17 protein-coding genes are annotated in these 21,899 nt (G+C 63.3%); 13 read left to right on the forward strand and 4 right to left on the reverse strand.

Annotated elements, in window-relative coordinates; translation table 11 throughout:
- Positions 1-76 precede the first annotated feature (76 nt).
- Positions 77-2,410, reverse strand: a complete 2,334-nt coding sequence (locus tag BXY53_RS03855) for an ABC transporter substrate-binding protein (RefSeq protein WP_245410419.1) — start codon at positions 2,408-2,410, stop codon at positions 77-79.
- A 1,094-nt stretch (positions 2,411-3,504) separates the two neighbouring features.
- On the opposite strand from BXY53_RS03855, the gene BXY53_RS03860 reads away from it, so the two are divergent.
- The 6 genes from BXY53_RS03860 (at position 3,505) to BXY53_RS13980 (ending at position 10,008) form a co-directional block, all read left to right on the forward strand.
- Positions 3,505-5,823, forward strand: a complete 2,319-nt coding sequence (locus BXY53_RS03860) for an efflux RND transporter permease subunit (protein WP_119060580.1) — start codon at positions 3,505-3,507, stop codon at positions 5,821-5,823.
- Between the two features lie 13 nt (positions 5,824-5,836).
- A complete protein-coding gene (locus BXY53_RS03865) occupies positions 5,837-6,244 on the forward strand; it encodes a hypothetical protein (RefSeq protein ID WP_119060581.1) in 408 nt (135 codons plus the stop codon).
- Between the two features lie 405 nt (positions 6,245-6,649).
- Positions 6,650-7,042: a cytochrome P450 gene (locus BXY53_RS03870; protein ID WP_210209137.1), complete on the forward strand. Its 393-nt coding sequence runs from the start codon at positions 6,650-6,652 to the stop codon at positions 7,040-7,042.
- A complete protein-coding gene (locus BXY53_RS03875; RefSeq protein ID WP_119060583.1) occupies positions 7,009-7,209 on the forward strand; it encodes a hypothetical protein in 201 nt (66 codons plus the stop codon). Before BXY53_RS03870 ends, BXY53_RS03875 begins: the two co-directional genes overlap by 34 nt.
- A gap of 588 nt (positions 7,210-7,797) precedes the next feature.
- The gene (gene ftsZ, locus BXY53_RS03885) at positions 7,798-9,186 is read left to right on the forward strand and encodes a cell division protein FtsZ (RefSeq protein WP_119061759.1); all 1,389 of its coding nucleotides are present in this window, start codon (positions 7,798-7,800) and stop codon (positions 9,184-9,186) included.
- Positions 9,187-9,657: 471 nt separating this feature from the next.
- Entirely contained in the window at positions 9,658-10,008 is a 351-nt protein-coding gene (locus BXY53_RS13980; RefSeq protein WP_147361489.1) for a hypothetical protein, read from the forward strand.
- 715 nt (positions 10,009-10,723) lie between these two features.
- On the opposite strand, the gene ligA is transcribed toward BXY53_RS13980, so the two are convergent.
- On the reverse strand, positions 10,724-12,745 hold the full coding sequence (ligA, locus tag BXY53_RS03895) for an NAD-dependent DNA ligase LigA (protein WP_119060585.1): 2,022 nt from the start codon (positions 12,743-12,745) through the stop codon (positions 10,724-10,726).
- Positions 12,746-12,747: 2 nt separating this feature from the next.
- On the reverse strand, positions 12,748-14,466 hold the full coding sequence (gene polX / locus BXY53_RS03900) for a DNA polymerase/3'-5' exonuclease PolX (RefSeq protein WP_119060586.1): 1,719 nt from the start codon (positions 14,464-14,466) through the stop codon (positions 12,748-12,750).
- Between the two features lie 161 nt (positions 14,467-14,627).
- Between polX and BXY53_RS13985 the strand changes: the two genes are divergently transcribed.
- The 6 genes from BXY53_RS13985 (at position 14,628) to BXY53_RS03925 (ending at position 19,985) form a co-directional block, all read left to right on the forward strand.
- Positions 14,628-14,831, forward strand: coding sequence for a hypothetical protein (locus tag BXY53_RS13985; RefSeq protein WP_147361490.1), 204 nt, complete (start codon positions 14,628-14,630; stop codon positions 14,829-14,831).
- Between the two features lie 82 nt (positions 14,832-14,913).
- Positions 14,914-16,140, forward strand: a complete 1,227-nt coding sequence (locus BXY53_RS03905; RefSeq protein WP_119060587.1) for a CaiB/BaiF CoA transferase family protein — start codon at positions 14,914-14,916, stop codon at positions 16,138-16,140.
- Positions 16,141-16,154: 14 nt separating this feature from the next.
- Entirely contained in the window at positions 16,155-16,463 is a 309-nt protein-coding gene (locus BXY53_RS03910) for a hypothetical protein (RefSeq protein ID WP_119060588.1), read from the forward strand.
- A gap of 280 nt (positions 16,464-16,743) precedes the next feature.
- Positions 16,744-17,124, forward strand: a complete 381-nt coding sequence (locus tag BXY53_RS03915) for a carboxymuconolactone decarboxylase family protein (protein ID WP_119060589.1) — start codon at positions 16,744-16,746, stop codon at positions 17,122-17,124.
- A gap of 19 nt (positions 17,125-17,143) precedes the next feature.
- Positions 17,144-18,883: a gamma-glutamyltransferase gene (ggt, locus tag BXY53_RS03920; RefSeq protein WP_119060590.1), complete on the forward strand. Its 1,740-nt coding sequence runs from the start codon at positions 17,144-17,146 to the stop codon at positions 18,881-18,883.
- Positions 18,884-18,950: 67 nt separating this feature from the next.
- Positions 18,951-19,985 carry a hypothetical protein gene (locus BXY53_RS03925; RefSeq protein WP_210209138.1) on the forward strand — a complete coding sequence of 345 codons (1,035 nt, stop codon included), beginning with the start codon at positions 18,951-18,953 and terminating at the stop codon, positions 19,983-19,985.
- On the opposite strand, the gene BXY53_RS03930 is transcribed toward BXY53_RS03925, so the two are convergent.
- Positions 19,930-20,904, reverse strand: coding sequence for a ribose-phosphate diphosphokinase (locus tag BXY53_RS03930; RefSeq protein ID WP_119060591.1), 975 nt, complete (start codon positions 20,902-20,904; stop codon positions 19,930-19,932). The two genes, BXY53_RS03925 and BXY53_RS03930, sit on opposite strands and share 56 nt — an antisense overlap.
- Before the next feature lie 107 nt (positions 20,905-21,011).
- On the opposite strand from BXY53_RS03930, the gene BXY53_RS03935 reads away from it, so the two are divergent.
- On the forward strand, positions 21,012-21,896 hold the full coding sequence (locus tag BXY53_RS03935; RefSeq protein ID WP_119060592.1) for a helix-hairpin-helix domain-containing protein: 885 nt from the start codon (positions 21,012-21,014) through the stop codon (positions 21,894-21,896).
- The last annotated feature ends 3 nt before the right edge of the window (positions 21,897-21,899 follow it).

Raw genomic sequence — 21,899 nt, forward strand, 5'->3', positions numbered from 1 at the left:
TGCAGGCTGCAACGAGCGCCCCGGGGCAGCGCACGTCAATTTCGCGCCGACGCGGCGAGCGACACGCCGACGGCCCTCAGGCGATGCCAATCAGTGCGCGCCAGTATTCCCACGACGCGAGTTCCTTCACCGTTTCGACCGGCAAAGCCTGGAGGATCAGCGCCGCTGAAACAACGACGAGAACGGGAATCAGGACCGCATGCGTAATCACCAGCGCGTTATTTATGAGCCGCCATTTGTGAGAGCGCACGTTAATTCGAAGTATTGAAATAAAAATCATCAGGCTGACCATCATGTAGTCGAGCACGAATATTCGATCGGAAACAGTAGCTGTGTCAGAATCGATCTGTGGCAGCGACAGGTAGAGCGCAACCGCCGCCAGCAGCGCAGTGACCTGCAGTGTGATGATCGCTTCAAGATGGGACTGCGGAATGAAAATGGACAGGTAGGCAACGATAAGAATGAACATCAACGGCACCAGCACCCGCAGGTAGTAATCCGTCGTCTCGCGCGTCATTTGCCAGACGAAGCGGGTCTCGTAAAACGGCACGATGCTGGGCTCGTGGGTAAAGGCGTCCACAACAGGCACGAATGCATGAGCATAGGAGACATACTGGCTTGCCAGATCCCAGTTCTCGACGCTGACCGCCGGATCGCGCAGGGCAAGCGGTGGCGGCTGGATGATGAACTGCTTGTCCCCACTGCGCGGTTGGATATCGATCGAGAACCGCTGGGAATCGAACGGATAGTTGGCGAAGTCCGGGTTGAAGCGGAATCGCCCCGAAATGCGATAAAAGCGCATGCTTTCCGGGTAGGCATCCGTGGGTCCGCCCCCGTAGATGGTTTCGATTGTGAGGTGCGGCCCATTGGTGCGCGGATCAATGAAGGCGTTCATGAACTTGATATCGTCAAGGCCGATCCGCTCTGAGGCCCGGATGGACAAGTAGAAATCCGCATAGAACGAGCGTTCATTATTGTTGATCGCGTAGGTGCGCAGCATGTCCACATCCACATAAAGCGTGTCGATGCGGCGTAACGTTCCCTGGCGGGTCCGAACGAACTGGATAGGCGCAAGCTGGGTCCGGCCTAGCGTATGCGGGAGGATAATCACGAACGGAGTCTGCGCACGCGTCCGCGTATCCGGGAAGAAGGACCAGTTCTCGAACCGTCCATGAAAGGCGCCTTTGCCGGCGGCGAAGGTCTCTCCCAATGCTCTGACAACGGCTTTTCGCATCTCTGTCAGTTCGGTCCTTCGCCCCGCGTCGCGGGCAGCTTCGGTCACCAGCGACACCATATCCGCGAACTGGGCCCCGAAAGCGATTGCCCTGAGATTTGTCGGTGAGAAGGGTTCCGGCTCGTAGTCAGGGTCGCATGTGCCCTCCTGCCAGCCTGGCGCATCGGCCAACTTGGCGCCTTCAAACAGCCATTCCTCAGGGTTGCTACGCGCCACGACATTGCGCACCGAATCCTGGTCGACCTCCGGCACTGCGCCCCAGTCCAGCTGGTAGATCGCATTCGGGTAATCGCCGGACAGTTCATCTGCCACACGGGTCAGGTTGCCGACCAGCATAAGTGCCGGCGTGAACGCGGCTTCTGCGAATGCCTTGATGACATCGTCCGAGGTGACCGTGCCGACGGCGAGGACAACAAGGTCAGCCTGTTTCGCCTTCATGTCTGAGATGGCGTTTTCGAGGGCTTGTCCATCCAGTTGCGCGCCTCGACGCGCCGCGCGGCGGATCCGGTGATCTGCGGTGAGGCGATCTGCGATCGCGCTTTCCTTCAGGCTGTCGCCGATCGCCCTGATATAGGTCGGTCCCGCACGGCCGAGGAAGGCGATCGAGCGAAAGCCCATCTCTTCGATGAAGGCGGCCATGACGGGCACACGCTCGGCCTCCTGCGAGGGGCGGGTGGAAAAGACATTCGGATACCCGGCGAAAACATCGGAGACCGAAATATGGGAGATGAAGGGGACGCCGCTGTTCCGGATTTCATCGCCCAGAGCGGCGAAGACCTTCTCGCCACGAAATGCACTCGACAGACCGATCATGGCGAGCAAATCAGGCAAGGCGAGTGCCGTGCGCACGTTCTCGATGGTTTGTTCCGTGTCGCGTCGCCCGTCCAGGATGCTGATCTCGACCTCGCGCCCATTGACCCCGCCGCGCGCGTTGATCTTGTCCTGCTGCAGACGGACCAACCGCTCAACGGCCGCAACATAGCCGCGGTCGTAGCACCTCCCGATATCGGAATCGACCAGGAGCGCGATCGAAACCGGTGGACCGGCGGCCGCCAGGGCCTCTTCTTGTGCCCGCACCTCTTGAGGGCTGAGGACATGTACGAACAGTGCCGTGACGGTGACGGAAACGAGCAACCAGTTTCGACGCAAAGCGCCGCGCCATCGGAAACATGCCATCACCGCCACCCCTTGTTACGCCCAGCCTGACCCGGTTGCTGATCGGGTCATGATAGTCTCTCGCGTCCCGGGATGATACGCCCTTTAAGTGTCTGCTTACCTCGGGCGGCCGTTACGGCCGGGCCGGGAGGTAGCTCGAAGTGCTGACGCTGGCGGCAGGGATGCTCTAAGTCTCTGCGGAAGACCGGCCGCCAATCTTCGCGTCTTTATCGGGGGGCGCGGTGAGCCTGCGTCCCTGTGCGGCGGCAAGAAGGTTGTCTTTTTCGTCGCGGAGCATAGCCGGTTACATTGCCGAGGCGGGATAAAGGGAGGCGGCGTGTTGATCGGTCGCGCTCTGAAGCAGAGAAACGGTCGTGCTACATTTCGGACGTTGCTGAGCGTGTCGCCCGTGACGGCAATCTTTTTCGGCATCCCAGCAGATCAGCGGTCCCTGGTGACATGCTGTATCTGGCGAAAAGAAAGGCTTGTCTCTGCCCGGCCCGGCCCCGTGTCCGTTTTTGAACTGATTTGGAGTGCGCAAGACATCGCTAAAGCCCAACGTCCCGGCGACTGCCCGGGCAAACCATTTCGTCAGAAGAACTTTCAGCCCATGCGAGCGAAGGCTGTCACATGGCGGCGCTTCGGATAGGAGTAGTAGCGACACCGGCATAAGCCTGTAGGCTGAGCCCCTTTTGGTCCAGTTCCCCGACAATTTCGATGGCCCTGGCAATCGTTGAATCACTTGTCTCGAAGCACTTGCGGAGAAGCCCGTAATGCGTATCGGCGGGACGGTCTGGGCCACGACCGGCCCGGTATCGATCGTGGGGCTCAAGTCAGACTCAGCACGATACGATAGCCGCCGCCTTGATCCATGCGCCGCACCCCATTCCCCGCCCGCCAACCACACGCCTCAGTCCCGTCGTCTGCCGATGCTGCGGACCTGCCGTCGATTTTAACGATACTGACCCATCTCATTGTAAAGCGTTTGCGCCCCTGTTAAGCACATTGCTTTTCCAATAGCGATGTCTGATGAACACACCTGTCACCGTTTTGCCGCACCCGCGGGTGTCGACGAACCCTGAATATCTATCCACCCGTCTTCTTGAGGCCAAGCCATGACGCCGCGGGGGGCTGTGGCGTCCGGGGTTGAGCGGATAGGCCTGGCGGCGCTGAAGGCGCCGCTACACGCACTTTTCGCTATTGCAGCCCTGACAGCGATTGCGCTGAACGGGGCAACGAAGCTGCAGGTTCAGGACGCGATCGACGGGCTCCTTCGCTCCGACACCGCGGAATACAAAACTTTCGAACGGATGCGGAGCCTGTTTCCGACGAGCGAGCTCAACTTGCTCGTGGTCGCCCAAGTCCCGCGTCCGCTGGATTCGGCAACGATCAGCAAGCTCCGCGACGTGCATCTCGATCTCGGTCTCGCGGATGATGTGGTCCACGTGCTGTCGATGTTCTCCGTGCACCGCCAGGACTCCTCCGACGGGCGGGTCCTGCCGGTGATCCCGGACACGCTCTCCAACCCCCCGGAATCCGGCAGCTTGCGTGAGTTGATCGAAAGCCATCCGGATATCGCAGGCCGGTTCTACGAGCCCGTCGATGACTCGCAGGGGCTGGCGCTGTTCGTCGCCGCGTTGGACGGGCAAGCCGAGAAAGATCTCGGCGTCACAACGATGGTCGACGCGATCGAACAGGAAGTGCAGGCAATCGAATCCAGCACCGGTCTCGCCCTGTCCATCACGGGCGCCCCGGTCATGAAAGCCGATATTCTTGAGGCCGGCCGCCGTGACGCGCTGCGTCTGAACGTTGCGGGGTTCACGATCGGGCTGCTGGTCTGCCTCCTGCTTTTCCCCAGCTTGCGGGTTGTCGCCATCGTAATCCTGCCGACGGGCCTTGCGGTCGTGTTTTCGCTCGGTTTGATCGGGTATCTGGGGATACAGCTCAACGCCCTGATGAACACCATCATCCCGCTGGTGATGGTCATTAGCCTCGCTAACGGCATGCATCTGTCCATCGCGATTATGCGCGCCTGGTCACCGCAAAGCGCGCTGCCCGCGGCCATCCAGCGTGCGATGCGTGAAGTGGGCCCGGCCTGTGTACTCTCGGCGGCCACGACCGCCCTTGCCTTGGCGTCTCTGGCGCTGACCGACTCGCATCTCATCAGCAGGTTCGGACTGACGGCCGCATCAGCGATCCTGATAAGCATCCTGGTCGTCCTGGCGGTAATCCCGTGCCTCGCGCATGTGCTGCTGCGCACGCAGGACCCTTCGGCCAGGGCCCTCGCCGGCTTCAGGTTCGAGCGCGAGCTGGGTTCCTTCCTCAATAACCTGTCGAGACGCGTGGTGGGGGGTTGTTGTCCCGTCGCTGTCCTCGGCCTGATGGCGATCGTCGCGAGCGGAAGTCTGTACGCACAGCTTTCGCCGAGTTACCGGCTGACGGATGTCATTCCCGAGAACCAGCATGCGGACACGGCGCAGTTGCTCGACCGTCACTTCAGCGGCATCAACCCAGTCAGCGTCCTCGTCACGGCCGAAAAGCCGATCACGTCAGAGTCCCGGGAAGTCTTCGCCGCGGTCGCCGAGGTGCACGAGCTGCTCGAGAGCCACCCGCAACTCGCAAGCACGCACTCGCTGAACGATATCGTCGGCGGGGATGCGCAGACCGCCACAGGCCGCTTGGCGTCGCTTGAGGCGCTACCGGAGACGATTACGGCGCGCTATATCAGCGCTGACGGCCGGTCGACGGTCGTGTCCGCCTCAGCCAAGGACCTTCAGGCGCTAACCCTCAAGCGTATTGCGGGCGACCTCGAAGACGAACTCGATCGCGTGCGCGAAAAATACCCGCATCTTGAGATGCAGCTGACCGGCCTGGCCATCGTCTCCGCACTGCGATCGAACGACACGATTTCGAGCCTCAACGGGGCTCTTCTGCTCGCGGTTGTCCTCGTGATGGTGCTGGTGGGCCTTCTTTTCTGGTCAGTCGAGTTTGCGCTGTTGTCCCTGGTTGCAAACCTGTTTCCCATCGCGCTGGCGGGAAGCTGGCTGTACGTTTCAGGTATCGGAATGCAGTATGTGAGCGTTGTTGGCTTGACGGTCGCATTCGGCATCGCCGTGGACGACACCGTGCATTTCCTGAACCGGTATCGCCTTCAGCGCCTTGCCGGCCTGCCGGTCCTGAACGCCTTGCGGCTGACCGTCCGCTCGATCGGCCCCGTGCTGATCATGACGACAGTCGTCATCATGTGCGGGCTGGCATCGACATTCGTGAGTAACGTCCCGCCGACGCGCACGTTCGGACTGCTCTGCAGCATAACGCTGATCCTTGCCCTGATCGGCGATGTGATTTTGTTGCCGGCGATTCTGATGGTCTATGAAGGGCTGAAGCGGCGCGCACGGCGTTTCACCGGGCAACCGGCTGGCCGTGCAACATGAAGAGGGAGACGGGATGCGTAAGTTGCTGACCGGCTTTATGGCCAGTGCGCTTCTGGCGGCCTGCTGCGCGACCAGCGCGGCGGCGGAGATCCGATTATCTGGCAAGTGGCGCGGGGACGGAGAGGCCCTGGGATCGGACGGATCGGCCTACCGCGTGCGCTGCAAGATGGAAGTGCGCATTGTCGGCGCGCGGACATACAAGTTCAACGGCAAGTGCAGCAGTTCCAAGGGCACCACGACCGGCGAAGGCACCCTGAAAAAGATCGGCGCGGGCCGCTACACCGGCGATGTGAAAGGCATGACTGTGGGTAAGGCGAGCTCCGGCAAGCTCGATGTTCGCGCGAAGGGTCAGCGCATTGCCGTGACGGCCGCATCTGAGGAGGGCCGTCTCTTTGTGCTCATGCGCAAATCGGGCGAATGAGCATGGCGACGCTACGCGCGTGACCCACGCATTCCTGCTGCTCTGGATATCAGCCCCTTCCAGTGACCGCAGACAATCCGAGCATGTAAGACGGCGGCACTTGCCGAGCATCCTTTCCCCGAAGGAATTTTCAGCAGGCCTGTTTACCCCGAAAGCCACTGCCCATTCCGCTGAATAAAGCGCGCAATTTACTAGACGGTTACGGGAAACGGTCCGGCAGTACATTCAAACATCCCCGTGTGCCGCAACACATCTGCGCGCTCGGCGTGCGAGGACAACAAGTATCCGTGTTGTCCGGTTTCGAGCGATACAGGTGGCGCGGGGAGAGGTCGCGGGGAAATGTACACGCCGCCTCATATTGAACCACCGGCGCGTTTGCCGGGCGTTCTCGCGACCCTTCGGGACATGCGGCGTAACGCGCTGTCAGTTCTGCCCAATGCCGCTTATCAGGAAGAGATTGTTTCCGGCACGATGGGACCGCGCCGCTGGCATTTGGTCCAGGGGCCGGAGGCGATGAAGCGGATCTTTCTCGACAACGTGGAGAACTACCCGAAATCCAGCGTCATGGTGCGCATGCTGCGGCCAGCCGCCGGCAACAGCCTGATGACGGCTTCGGGAGATGACTGGCGCTGGCAGCGCAGAGCGATCGGCCCGGTGTTCGCGTCTCGGAATATGGGCCACCTCGCGCCGATGATGGTGGAGGCCGCCGAAATCGCCGCAGCGCGCATCGCGGCCAGGCTGCCGACAGACAGAGCAAAAGGCGTGTGGCCGACCTCTATGACGAGGCCCGTGACGTGATGCGGCAGGGGCATGAGGCGTTCCGTAACAGGAACACGGTCGGGGCGCGCGACAGGTATGAGCGCGCGCTTGATCTTTTCCGGCGCGCGCAGCGCGAAGACACGGCGCAAATATTCGCCGACGAACTCGCCAAGCCCATTGCCCTTGTCCAGCGCAACATCTTATAGCTTGTTACCGCCGGCTTCCGACCAGCCCCGCCTAGCGGACCTGCGCTTCCAGCTTAAGCCGGAGAATCTGGCCCACATCAGCGAAAGGTCCGGGACAGCCCCGGCCGCGCCCCCTTTTTCCGGCCTAGGACAGCCGCTCGCGCACATGCTCGGCAAGCGCAAGAGCAGCGGTCAGCCCCGGACTCTCGATTCCCGATTAAGTGGCGGAATTTACTAAAATTTAACAGGTTAACCCCACAAACTATTAGTGAGTAGGAGTGCCGGCGGTCCCGATTCGTTAACGGACACGCCGAAGACTGTCGCCGCTTTGGTCTCGAGTGCTGTTTGGGGGGCTGAGCAATCTGCTGCGCGCAACTGCGCAGTGGCAAGCCAGCGCACAGAAAATCGAGACCCGGGAGATGGCGGTTCGTGAGCCCTCGCGCGACTGTGTCGCCGCGGGTTGGCACTCGATGCGTAAGACGTTTTGAGAGGGAGACCGGAGCATGGGGTGTCTGGGGGACAATGCTCGGTCAGCTTGCCGTGGCTGAAAAGCCGCGGCGCATCCGCGACGCGATGAGCGTCCGCGGATTGCGAACTTGTGAGGCTGCCATGAGCATTCATATCGAGCCAGCGGAGCTGAGCGACGCACACCCCCGCATGATGGTGATCGGCGTTGGGGGCGCAGGCGGCAACGCCGTGAACAACATGGTGGAGGCTGGCGTCGACGGCGTCGAGTTTATCGCGGCCAACACGGACGCGCAGGAATTGTCGATGTCGATCGCTGGGGGCCGGATCCAGATGGGCCTCGACATTACGGAAGGGCTTGGCGCGGGGCTGAAACCCGAAATCGGCGCAGCTGCCGCCGAGGAGGCGCTGGACGACATCCGCAGTTATCTCGAAGGCGTGCAAATCCTCTTCATCACTGCGGGAATGGGCGGCGGCACGGGCACGGGCGCCGCGCCAGTCATCGCGCGGGCGGCGAAGGACATGGGCATCCTGACCGTTGCGGTCGTGACCAAGCCCTTCAAGTTCGAGGGGCAGCGGCGGATGAAATATGCCGACAAGGGCATCGCCGCCCTCGCCGCGCAAGTTGACACTGTTCTGGTAATCCCGAACCAGAACCTCTTCCGCGTCGCTAGCAAAACGACGACCTTTGCCGATGCCTTCGACCGCGCGAACGACGTGCTACGTTCCGGCGTGTCCTGCATCACCGAGCTGATGATCAACGAAGGACTCAGTCGTCTGGACCTTGCGGATATCAAGGCCGTCATGCAGAACATGGGCACGACCATGATCGGCGCAGGCGACGCTGCAGACGACTTCGGCGCGACGGAGAGCGCCGAGCTGGCGGTGTCGAACTGGTTGCTGGAAGACGGCTCGATGAACGTTGCAGAGGGCCTGCTCACCAGCATTATCGGTAATCAGGACCATCTCATCCTGTACCAGGCGCATGAGGCGGCGGAAGTGGTCCAACGTCAGCTTGTGGCCGACGATATCCCGAGCATCCAGGCCGACGAGACGGCGCATGACGGATCGCCGCTGCGCACGGGGCTGAACGTCTCCAACGACATGGCATCCGGTGGCCGGGTTGACACCCCCTATCGGTGGCGGCAAGCCGATGACTGTCTGGCAAGTCACGCCGATGTCAGCTGCAATCAGCACGATCAGGCAACCGAGCGCGCGTTGTCCGGGGCGGCAACCCGGCCGAACACGCGCAAAGCGGCGTTACGCGCGTGGGTCGAACGACGTCTTGCAGAGCAAAGGGACCGGATCGCACGTACCATGCGCAGCGTCGGCCCGGTCTGGGGGGAGCTTGTCAACGCCATTGCTGACTTCGGCGACGCCTGCTCACCTCGCCGTGAGAGGACACGGAATGCCATCGAGCGGATTCTTTCACCGCTGCACGACTTCCGGCGCATGGTGTTGCGAAATGAATTCCCTGCGACCAAGCAGATGAGTGCGGTGTGCCTGGTCGCAACTCTTTACTATTTCTTGTGAGTCCGTAGCCAGGTCGCGACGACAATAGCATCCCTGTTCGGGTGCAACCGAAAAACTGGCCGCATAGGGTCACCCCCGGGGGCACGGGACCACACTGCTCCCGGCCCGGAGCAGCGCGATCCGCGTGTGAGGCTTAGGTCTCCGCTCGGAATGGGGCCTGCTTTCTCGCAAAGAGATCAGAAGTGCGGTGGAAAGACGAACGACGCATCAGCGACCGCCGAACGGAGGACAGGCGCGGCTCCAGCAGAGCGAGAAAGGACCCGCAACTGGCAGGCTGGCCAGATCGTCGCCGCGCCACGTTCATCAGACCGCACGATGCAGACGCGGGGGAGATACTTCTCGTTTACCAAAATCATTGGACGAGGCTGGCGTTCCTGTCCGGCGTCGCTACAATCAAATTATCTAAAATTATAACAGAAACATCACGGCCACTGCATGCGGCTCAGTTCGCTTCTTGAAGGAGGGGTATTCATGAGGGGCATGGCTGCCATCTGTGCGGTGCTTCTGTTCGCGATCTTTTCAGCGGATGGCGCATTGGCCGCGACCCATCAGGTCCCCGTCGAAGCACCTGCGATAAGTATTGGGGAGTCCTCGCGGAACAGCGATATTAATCACCTCCGGTTGGCTGACGGCGGATTTATCTCCGGGCTTGCCGTGGGGGTTATTGGTTCGCTGATCGTCCAGGGCATCGACGGCGACAGACACAGATATTATCGACGTCGCTACCGGAGCTGCCGTTATTGGCACTATCGCTGCGGTGAGGATTGGGGATATCACAGCCGAGATTACTACGGCTGCATGCGTTATCACCGCTGCCGATAGCGGGAGCGCACGGCTGACCGACCTTCGTGCAACCAATCCTTAGCGGCACCCAGCGGGATTAAAAGCAGCGGGCCTGACCAAGCCGAGGGCCAGCGGCTGCCCCGCGGTCAGCGCGGCGCGGCGGATTCAACCGCGACGAGCGAAAAGATCACCCTGGATATCAATCGGCCAAAGCTCTCCGAAACCGATATCGCGCGGCTGCGCGCCGCGAACTCCGGCAGCCATCGGGCGAGCGAATAGCGGTGCGTCCAAGGCGCACTTCCTGCGAGCGGTGGGGCGACGACGACAGTCTGGAGTATTGCCACCCATGATCTTGGCGACAGCAACCCGATGGAGGCTCTTGGCTATTGTGAGCGGAGGGCTCGTGGGCGCCGCATGTCTTGGTGGGCCGCGAACGGGTCTTGCTCAGGACATTGAGGAGACAGCCAAGGACATCATCGCCGCGCAGATACGCTCGCAAGCATACAGGTGCGAGAACCCGAGGGGCGCGCAAAGGGATCCCGAGCATTCAAGGCCGGACGAACCCGTCTGGATCCTCGATTGTGAAAACCACTCATATCGCGTTCGCCTCGTGCCCAATCAGGCGGCGAAGGTCGAGACACTCGGCGCGGGCTAGCGTGCGTTCAGTGAGGCGGTGCGCGACAGCCCTGCGCGGCTGGCCACAGTCAGGCCCGCCCGCCGTTGCATTCCTCTTCTGCGCCTTCTGGTCGGGCGTTCACCCTTCGCACAGCTTCACGAAAGCCTCCTCGTCGATAACCTCGACGCCCAGGTCGCGCGCCTCGTCGAGCTTCTGGCCGGGGTCGCTGCCGGCGACGACGTAATCCGTATTGCTGCTGACGCTGGAGGCCGCACGGCCCCCGAGACGCTCCACCTTGCGCTCGGCCTCTTCGCGAGTGAAGCCCTCCAGCGCGCCGGTGAAGACGAAGGTCTTGCCGTCGAGCGGCGTCGCCTCCGGCGTGGCGACCTCTTTCGGTTTCACGCCCGCCTCGCGGATACGGTTCAGCACCTTCCGGTTGCGTTCGGTGTCGAAGAAGTCGGCTACGCTCTGCGCGACCTCCGGGCCGATATCGGGGATGGACTGCAACCGCTCCGCATCCGCCGAGACCACCGCGTCCAGAGTCCCCAACTCGCGCGAAATGAGCCGCGCCGTCCGCCCGCCGACGTGACGGATGCCGAGCGCGTACAAGAAGCGGTCGAGCGGGGGCGATGTCGTCTCGTGGATCGCCGTGTAGAGGTTGTGCGCGGAGGTTTCGGCGAAGCCCTCCAGCGTGCGCAGATCATCCTCTGAGAGGTCGTAGAGATCAGCAAGGTCCTCGACCATCCCGCGCTCGACAAGCTGTTGCACCGTCTTCTCGCCCAGCCCGTCGATGTCCATTGCCTCGCGCGATCCGTAATGGGTGAGATGACCCTTGAGTTGTGCCGGACATGCAATCCCGGCAGGACAGACGGTATAGGCGCCCTCCTTGACGACCTCGGTACCGCAGGAGGGGCATTTGTCGGGCATCTCGAATTCCGGCCCGCGCTCCACGCCCGGCTGCGGCACGCGCTCGGCCACTTCGGGGATCACGTCGCCGGCGCGCTTGATGCGCACCGTGTCGCCGACCCGCAGGTCCTTGCGCGCAACCTCCTCGGCGTTGTGCAGCGTCGCGCGGGAGATCGTCACGCCGCCGACATCCACCGGCTCCAGCAGCGCGACGGGTGTGAGGATCCCGGTGCGGCCCACCTGTACGACGATGTCTGCGATGGTCGTCTGCTCCTCGCGCGGCGGAAACTTCCAAGCCACCGCCCAGCGTGGACTGCGCGCGCGGGTGCCGAGCCGCTCGCGGGCGGCCAGGTCGTCGAGCTTGAGGACGACGCCGTCGATCTCGTAATCGAGGTCGTCGCGCTGATCGAGCAGGTCGTTATAAGCCGCCTCAACCTCCTCGAAGCCGGCGACGCGCCTGTTCTCCTTGTTGGTGCGGAAGCCCCAGTCGCGGAACCGTTCCAGCAGCGCCCAGTGGCTTGACCACTCGTCCGTATCCGGGGTGAGCAGATCGTAGACATAAATGTCGAGCGGGTATCTTGCCACGGCCTCCGAATCCAGCCGCCGCGCAAGACCGGCCGCCGCGTTGCGCGGGTTCGCGAACGGCTCCTCGCCGCGCTCAACGCGCTCCTTGTTGGCGTCCTGAAAGTCGGCCTTGGGCAGGAACACCTCGCCGCGCACGGCCAGCGGGTCGGGCGCGTCGTCGGCATTCTGAAGCCGTAGCGGCAGCGCGCCGATGGTCGCCAGATTGTCGGTGATGTCCTCGCCTGATTGCCCGTCGCCGCGCGTCACGCCACGCGCAAAAACCCCATCCTCGTAGACCAGTTCGACCGAAAGCCCGTCGAATTTCGGTTCCAGCACGAGCGGCGCGTCATCGCCCACTTCCTTGCCCAGGAACGTGAGGAAGTCTTTCACTTCCTTGGCCTCATGGACGGCGTTGAGGCTGAGCATCGGGGCGACATGCTCGACCGTGGGATGACTGGAGGCGGGCGGTGCGCCCACGCGGCGGGTCGGGCTGTCCGGCGTCACGAGGTCGGGGAACCGGTCTTCGATCTTCTGGAGCCGCTCGAACAGCCGGTCGTATTCCGCGTCTGAAATCTCGGGCCGGTTTTTCACGTAGTAGAGGTAGTCGTGATGCGTGATCTCCTTGCGCAGGTCGTCGGCCTCTTCGCGCGCCTCGTCCTTCGACAGCTTTTCGACCGCTTTCCGGGCCATGCCTACCGCCTCATAAGCTTGAGCAGCTCGTCGGGCGCGCGCGTGTTCAGCACGTCCTTCGCCTCAAGCCAGCCGCGACCCGCCTGCGCCACGCCGAAGCGCATGGTCTCCAGCCCGTTGATGGAATGCGCATCCGTGCCGATCGGGACCATCAGCCCCATGTCGCGGGCCATCTTGCATCGTGCATCGTCGATATCGAGACGGTTCGGGTGAGCGTTCAGCTCAAGGAAACAGCCGCGATCCTCCGCCTCGGTCATGATCCGGTCCAGGTCGATCTCGTAAGGCGCGCGCTCGTTGATCAGCCGGCCCGTAGCGTGCGCGAGGATGTTGAAGTGCTTGTTGTCCATGGCGCGCAGCACCCGCTCGGTCTGCTTTTCGCGGGACAGGTTGAAGCCGCCGTGAATCGCGCAAATGACGTAGTCGAGTTGCGCCAGGATATTGTCGCTGAAGTCCAGCTTGCCGTTCTCCAGGATGTCGACCTCGCTGCCCTTGAGAAGGCGGATACCGTCCAGTTCCTCATTGAGTTCGTCGATTTCGTCGATCTGCTTGGCGAGGCCGTCCTCGCTGAGCCCGCCGGCGACCGTCTGGCTCTTCGAGTGATCGGTGATGCCGAGGAACGCATAACCCTTGTCCTTGGCAGCCTCGGCCATCTCGCGCAGGGTGAATTTTCCGTCGCTCCACTTGGTGTGGCAGTGCAGGTCTCCGCGAATGTCGTCCAGCTGGACCAAGTCGGGCAGTTCACCGTTCTCCGCGGCCTCGATCTCCCCGCGATTTTCGCGAAGCAAAGGCGGAATGAACGGCAAGTCGAGCTTCTCGTACACCTCCTCCTCGGTCTTGCCGGCGATGCGCTCATTATCCTCGAACAGGCCGTATTCGTTGAGCTTCCAGCCGCGGTCGATCGCGCGCTTGCGCACCACGATGTTGTGCGCCTTCGAGCCGGTGAAATAGAACAGCGCCGCGCCGTAGCTGACCTCCGCGACGACGCGCAGATCGACGTGAAAGCCGGATTGCAGCACGACGGTGGAGCGCGTCTCGCCCTTCGAGACGACCTCATCGACCTCGTCATATTTAACGAAGCGGTCCATCACGTCGCTGCCGCGCTTGGCGGTGACGAGGATGTCGAGGTCGCCCACGGTTTCCTTCTGACGGCGGTAGCTGCCGGCGATGATGGCCTGCTTCACGCCGTCGATCTCCCGGACATAATCCAGAAGCGGCTCGGCGATGTGCTCGGCATCCATCAGCCGCAGACGCTTTTCGCCGCCTTCGAAGCGACCCAAGGCGTCGATGATGTTCTGTTCGGTCTTCTCGCCGAAGCCTTCGATGTCCCGGATCTCACCGGCCTCGGCAGCCTTGCGCAGCGCCTCGATCGTCTCGATACCCAGCTCTTCGTAAAGCTTCCAGGCGCGCTTCGGCCCGATGCCCGAGACATGCGTGATTTCGGCCAGCCCCTCTGGCACCCGCCCCTCGACCTCTTCGAGCAGCGGCAGTTCGCCTGTCTCGATCAGCGTCTCGATCTTACCCGCCAAGTCCTCGCCGATGCCGGGCAATTCGGACAGATCTGCCCCCTGTTCGATCATCCGGGCCGCGTCATGCGGTAGCCCCTCAACCGTTGCGGCGGCGTTACGATAGGCGCGCACGCGGTACTGGTTGCCGCCCTCGATTTCCAGCAGGTCGGCCAGCCGCCGAAACGCTTCGGCGATGTCCGAGTTGTGAACGGGCATCGGTCCTCCTCAACGGCCGCGCTGGGCGAAATTGCGCAGGTCGCATCATTTTCCGTGGCAGGGGGATAAGCGCGCATTAATGGCTGTCAAAGGCGCAACCAAAACGCGCTGTGTTCGTTTTTGGATCGAAAGGCGCGCTGGACCAGAAGCGGAGGGGAGGAATGGCTGAAACCACGCCGAAACGAAACCGATTGACACCCTGGTTCATCGGATTGGCCATCGTGCTGGCGGCTGTGATCTTCATCGGTTACCGGTGGACGGCAACGGAGTGTCCCGCGCCGACATTCATCGAGTTCGGCGTGCTGGTCATTCTACCCGTGATCTATCTGGTGCTGATGTATCTGACGCTGAGCAGCCAACGGTAGAGAGACGGCAATGGGCTGGCGCATTGGCGTTCTCACGGCTACGCTGATCAGCTGATCGTCAATAGCCCATCAACAGTCCGCCATGCCGCCTAGCGACTATGACCAGGAAAAGCGTAAACCCGCGCTCGAAGGCATCCGCGTTCTCGACCTCGCCACCTTCGTCGCAGCGCCGTTTGCCGCCACGCTCATGTCCGAGTTCGGCGCGGAGGTCATCAAGATCGAGCATCCCAAGGGCGGTGATCCGTGGCGACGCTATGGGACGCCCACCGAGGATGGCGACAGTCTGGCGTGGAAGAGCGAGTCGCGGAACAAGCGCTCCCTGACGCTGGATCTGGGCGATGCACGCGGGCGCGAGGTGTTCAAGCGGTTGGCGGCAAGTGCGGACGTGGTCGCGGAGAACTTTCGGCCGGGGAAGCTGGAGTCATGGGATCTTGGATGGGACGCTCTCGGCGAGGTCAACCCGCGCCTTGTCCTGCTGCGCGTCTCGGGCTTCGGCCAGACCGGACCTTACCGCGACCGGCCGGGCTTCGCGCGGATCGCGCACGCGTTCGGCGGACTGACGCACCTCGCCGGGATGCCGGACGGCCCGCCTGTCACCCCCGGCTCGACCTCGCTGGCGGACTACATCACAGGGCTGTTCGGCGCGGTCGGCGTGCTGGTGGCGCTACGCGCGCGGGACCGCGATGGGCTGGGCCAGGTGGTCGACGTCTCGCTCTACGAGTCGATCTTCCGCGTGCTCGACGAGATCGCGCCGGCTTACGCCGCCACCGGGCGGGTCCGTGGGCGCGAGGGGCTGAAGACGCTTTATGCCTGCCCGCATGGCCAGTACCAGACCGCCGAGGGCCACTGGGTCGCGGTCGCCTGCACGTCCGACAGGATGTTCGCACGCTTCGCCGAGATGATGGGCCAGCCGGAACTGGCGGCCGAGGATCGCTTCGGCAATGTGCAAAAGCGGCTGGCCGCGCTCGACGAGGTGGACGGCATCGTCACGGACTATATCCGCTCGCAGCCGCGCGAGGCGTTTCTGGCGCGCTGCCTCGACTTCGGGGTGCCCGCCGCGCCCGTGAATACTATCGCCGACATCTTCGCCGATCCGCATATCCGCGAGCGCGGCACGCTGCTGGAGGTTGATGACGGCGCGGGCGGGACCATCACGGTGCCGAATGTCGTCGCCCGGCTGTCCGAGACGCCGGGCCAGGTGCGTGCGAGCGGCCCTGCGCTGGGCGAGGCGACCGATACGGTGCTGCGCGAGATGGCCGGGCTGTCCGACGATGACATCCGCGCGCTGCGCGAAGCTGGCGTGATCTAGCGTAGAAACGGCATATGCGTTATACAAACGAGTTCTCAGCTTTGCGCCAAAGTAACCACATCCGATTTACAGGCTTGCCTGAAACTGTTATCATTATTCAAAAAGTCGATGTTCTTGGGGGTGCGATGCGGCGGGTGATACAGTGGGAGCAAGTAGCTGCCACCGCCTACGGCGTGGGCGGTATTGCGACATTCGTATACCTCACGTTTTTCGATGACGTTGTTTATAATTGGTGGAATTGGATTCTCATTATTCCAATTAACTTATTCCTCGCACATATTTGGCCTATTTATTGGTTATTTTTGCGTCCAATCTTCGAGTGACAAATGTGGGCTAGAAAGCTAATATAGCTATAGCATTCGTCTTTTTTGGCTGTGAAATATTTAAATATCTCTAGAAATATTATTCAAGTTTGACCCTGCAGCGGGGCTGCTATCCGAGTTCATTTCTCGAATATAATGTCTTTATTGCCAAATCACAAGTAAACTGCCGTGCGGCGCTTCTCCCTGTCGAGTCTTAATTGTTACTTGAGCGGGCCTGCGCCGTGGTGCACTGTGCCAGACCACAATAACAAGCCAGCGCGTGCAGACAGGGAGGAGATGCATGGACGACAAGCTGTTCGAGAAGGGGCTGGAGCGGCGCAAGGCCACGCTCGGCGCATCCTATGTCGAGAAGAACCTCGCTGACGCCGACGACTTCAACCGCCCGTTTCAGGAGGCGATGACCGCGTGGTGTTGGGGGTTCGGCTGGGGCGACGACACGATTGACGCCAAGACCCGCTCGATGATGAACCTCGCCATGATCGGTGCGCTCGGCAAGATGGAGGAGTTTCAGATCCACACGCGCGGCGCGCTTAACAACGGGGTCAGCGTCGAGGAAATCCGGGCGATCATCCATGTGGTCGGGATCTATTGCGGCGTGCCGCAGGCGCTGGAATGCTTCCGCGCCGCGCGCAAGGTGCTCGAAGAAGCCGGCAAGCTTTAGCGTCTGCCCGGGGGCACTGATGGGCAAGGCATTCTGGCTTGGCCTCGCCATCGCGATCGCCGTGATGGCGCTGGCCAACTCCGCCTTCGGGCAGGATCAGCGCGCCGAACCGGAAGCAGCATCCGGGCGCGCGGAGAAAATGCTGGTGCGCGGCCAGCAGCAGATGGTGGTCGCCGCGCACCCTCTGGCATCGCGGGCCGGGCGCGAGATGCTGCGCGCGGGCGGGACGGCGATGGACGCCGCAATTGCCGCGCAGATGGTGCTCAACGTCGTCGAGCCGCAGTCCTCGGGCATCGGCGGCGGCGCCTTCCTGCTTTACTGGGACGCCGAGACCGAAACGCTCACCGCCTATGACGGCCGGGAGGTTGCGCCGCGCGCGGCGACGCCTGATCGCTTCCTGGATGAGGAGGGCGCGAGGCTGCCCTTTGGCGTGGCGAGCACGGGCGGGCTGGCCGTCGGCGTGCCCGGGCTGTTGCGGATGCTGGAGATGGCGCATCGCGCCCATGGCCGGCTGGACTGGACGGCGCTGTTCGACCCGGCGATCGACGCGGCGGACAGAGGCTTTGAGGTCACGGCACGACTGAACATGCTGCTGCGCCGCAGCGCCGAGCGGCTGGGGCCGCGGGCGCGCAGCTACTTCTTCGGACCGCAGGGCGCACCTGTCGCGCCGGGCCGACGGCTGCGCAACGCGGACCTGGCCGAGACCTTCCGGCGGATCGCGGCGGGCGGAGCGGATGCGTTCTACCGCGGGCCGATCGCGCAGGACATCGTCGAGACGGTGCGGAGCGCCGCGCGAAACCCCGGCGACATGACTCTGGCCGATCTTGCGGACTACCGTGCGAAGGCGCGTGAACCGGTCTGCGGGCCGTATCGCGCCTACCGGGTCTGCGGGATGGGGCCGCCGACGTCTGGCGGGCTGACCGTGCTGCAGGTGCTGATGATGCTGGAGCGGTTCGATCTCGGGGAGGAGCCGCTGAACGGCCGGGCGCTGCACCTGATCGCTGAAGCGCAGAAGCTCGCCTATGCGGACCGCGGCAAGTACATGGCGGATGCCGATTTCGTCGACGTGCCCAAGGGGCTGATCGACCGCGACTATCTGCGCGCGCGCAGCGAACGCATCTCGCCGCACCGCGCGATGGACCGCGCCGCGCCCGGAGATCCGCCGGGCAGTGAAGGCGTCTTCGGCAACGGCGAGAGCGCCGACCAGCCGGGCACCAGCCATATCTCGGTCATCGACGCGCAGGGCAATGTCGTCTCTATGACCTCCTCGATCGAGCGGGCATTCGGCTCCGGGCTGATGGTGCGCGGCTTCCTGCTGAATAACCAGCTGACAGACTTCTCCTTCCGGCCGACTGACGCCGACGGGCGCCCGGTCGCCAATCGGGTCGAAGCCGGCAAGCGACCGCGCAGCTCGATGTCGCCGACGGTCGCCTTCGCGGACGAGGAACCGGCCATGGTGACTGGCTCGCCTGGCGGGAGCCGGATCATCCTCTACACGCTCAAATCCCTGATCGGCGCGATCGACTGGAAGCTGGACGCGCAGGAGGCAGTGTCATTGCCGAACTTCGGGAGCCGTGGCGGGCGGCTCGACCTGGAGGCGGGCCACGACTGGACGCCACAGGCCGAACGGCTGCGGGGGTTGGGGCACAATCTCCGCGAGACGCCGATGACCTCCGGTATCCACATGATCATCGCGCGCGACGGTGTTCTCGAAGGCGGGGCCGACCCGCGCCGCGACGGCATGGCGCTCGCCGATTAGTGGCCCTCGACACAAACACATGACGCGACCTGCCCGGCGCATGTAAGCTCGGGGCAGGAGGCGACGCATGACAGACGTGGCGGAGAAAGTCCGGTTCCTGAGCCAGCCAGAAGCTTACGGCCCCGATGTCGAGAACGTCGAGGTCCGCGAAACCCACATGTCCTGGGTGTTCCTGACCGAGCGCCACGTCTACAAGCTGAAAAAGCCCGTCATCTATCCGCATCTCGATTTCAGCACCACGGAAAAGCGCCGGCGCAACTGCGAGGCGGAGGTACGCCTCAACCGGCGGCTGGCCGATGGCGTTTATCTCGGCATCGTGGCGCTGCGTCTGGACGGGCAGCGGCTCCACCTGGGCGGTGAGGGCGAGATCGTCGACTGGCTCGTGCACATGAACCGCCTGCCCGAGGCGGACATGCTCGACCGTCGGATTGCCGAGGGCCGGCTCGCGCACGCGGATATCGAGAAGCTCGCAAATTTCCTCGCCGACTTCTACGCGCGGACCCCGGCGGAGACCGACGAAGCTTATCTCGATCATCTCGCGCGCGAGCAGCCGATCAACCGCTCCGTTCTGGAACTGCCCGAGCTTGGCTTCCGCGAGACGGCCCTGCCGCAGCTGGATGCGCTCGACCACGCTATCGAGGAGCTGCGCCTGGCGCTTGAAGCGCGCATCTCCGCGGGGTGCATGGTGGAGGGGCACGGGGACCTGCGGCCCGAGCATGTCTGCCTGAACGACAGCCCGAAGATCATCGACGGCCTCGAATTCAACCGGCGGATGCGCATCATCGACCCTTTTGACGAGGTCAACTATCTCGGTCTCGAATGCGAGATGGAGGGCGCTGCCTGGATTCGGCCGGTGCTGCTCGAGGTGCTGGAGCGGCGCATCGACCGCCGTCCCGAGCCGGCGCTCATGGCGCTCTATGGCACTTTCCGCATGCTGCTGCGCGCCCGGCTGAGCGCGGCGCATCTGTTGGAGGATGAGATCCGCAAGCCGGACAAATGGGGCCCGCAGACCTTCCGCTACCTTGCGCTGGCGGAGCGCGAGGCGGTCAATCTTCCATACCGAGCAGATCAGATAGCGATCCGTTCCCCCGCAGGCACCTGATGGCGTTGGCGATCAGCGGGCCGACCGGCACGATGCGCAGCTTCTCGGTGCGTACCTTCGCTTCCACGGCGGTGCGGACGCTGTCGGTGACCAGGACCCCGTCTATCGCGTCGCTGGCGAACAAGTCCTCGCTGCCTTCGCCAAACAGCCCGTGCGCGGCCAGCGCATAGACCCGCGATGCGCCGTGTTCGCGACAGGCCCGCGCCGCGCGCACCATTGTCCCGCCAGAGCCGATCATGTCATCGAAGATGAACACGCTGGCGTCCTTCACCTCCCCGGCAAACAGGGTGCCTGAAACGACGCCACGGCTGCGCCGTTTCTCCATGAAGCCGAAGCCGGCGCTCTCGCCCGTCTCGGCCTCATAGGTCTCCTTAAGGAGTTGCGCCCGCTTCATCCCGCCGCCGTCGGGCGAGACGACCGCGACGGGCTGGCCGGCGACCAACTCCTTGATGATCGGCGTGAACAGCTTGCGCGTGTCGAGATGCAAGGTCCGGCAGCGATAGGCGTTCTGGAACGCGGCGAGGTTATGCGCTTGCAGCACCATCACGCAGTCCGCGCCCGCCGCCTCGAAAAGCTGGGCGACATATTTCGTCGTCACGGGATCGCGCGCCTTGGTCTGCCGGTCCTTGCGGGCATAGGCGAGATAGGGCGCTATCGCCGTCACGCTGGCCGCGCCGTTCTCCTTGCAGGCGGCGATGAAGAACAACAGCTTGCACAGCTTGTCGTTGGCCGAAGCTGCGGGCGTGCCATTCAGGCTGTGGACGACATAGACATCCTCGCCGCGCACGCTGACGAGCGGACGGGCCTTGTGCTCGCCATCCTCGAAGTCGCGCTCTTCGTGCGGGTCAAGCGCGCAGTCCAGCGCGCCAGCAATCGACGCGCCAAGCTCCTCGGAGGCTTTCAGGGCGAATAGGCGCATGCCCCTGTCTTAGCATAGACTGGGCGCTGAGACTTGATCGCGATTAACTGCTTTCCTGCGGGAAAATGGAAAGCTGATGCCGCTGCGGCTTCTTCGAGGCGAGAAAGATGAGCGAGCCATCCGCCCAGGGCAAAAACGACCGGGAAGAGCTGCGCGAGAACCACGCGATCGCGGCGCGGCTGCGCGAGTACGCCGATCTGCTGAAACAGCAGGGCGATGACGGCTTCCGCCGCCGGGCCTACGAACGCGCCGCGGATGTCATCGAGGGGCTGGACCGCTCGCTGGCGGATATTCTTGAGAACGAGGGGCGCGAGGGCCTCATCAAGCTGCGCGGAATCGGTCGGGGTATCGCCGGCGCCATCGCCGAGATGATCGCAACCGGGCACTGGTCGCAGCTCGAGCGGCTGCAGGGCGAACTGGTACCGGAGGCGCTGTTCCAGACGCTGCCGGGCATCGGGCCGGAGCTGGCCCACCGCCTCGTCGAGGAAGGCGAGGTCGAGTCACTGGAAGAGCTGGAACACGCGCTCCACTTCGGGGAACTCGACGTGACCGGCATCGGTCCGCGGCGCAAGCGCATGCTGGAGGCGACGCTGGCGGACCGGCTGGGCACGCGGGTCGGACGTCGCGCGGGCGGCAGAGCGCCCAAGCCGCCGGTCGAGATGCTACTCGACGTGGACAAGGAATACCGCAAGCGGGCAAATTCGGGGCGGCTGCGCAAGATCGCGCCGAAGCGCTTCAACCCCTCCGGCGAGGCGTGGCTGCCGATCATGCATGCGCGCCGCGACGACTGGCACTTTACCGTGCTCTATTCCAACACCGCCCGCGCGCACGAGCTCGACAAGACCGATGACTGGGTCGTCATCTATTACCAGAAGGATGGCCACCCGGAAGGCCAGTGCACGGTCGTGACAGAAACGCGCGGTCCGCTTGCGGGCCAGCGCGTGGTGCGCGGGCGCGAGGACGAGACGCCGGAAAGCGGCGCGGCGGCGTGAGCG

Origin of the sequence: Dichotomicrobium thermohalophilum (assembly GCF_003550175.1) — a bacterium.
Lineage (GTDB): Bacteria > Pseudomonadota > Alphaproteobacteria > Rhizobiales > Rhodomicrobiaceae > Dichotomicrobium > Dichotomicrobium thermohalophilum.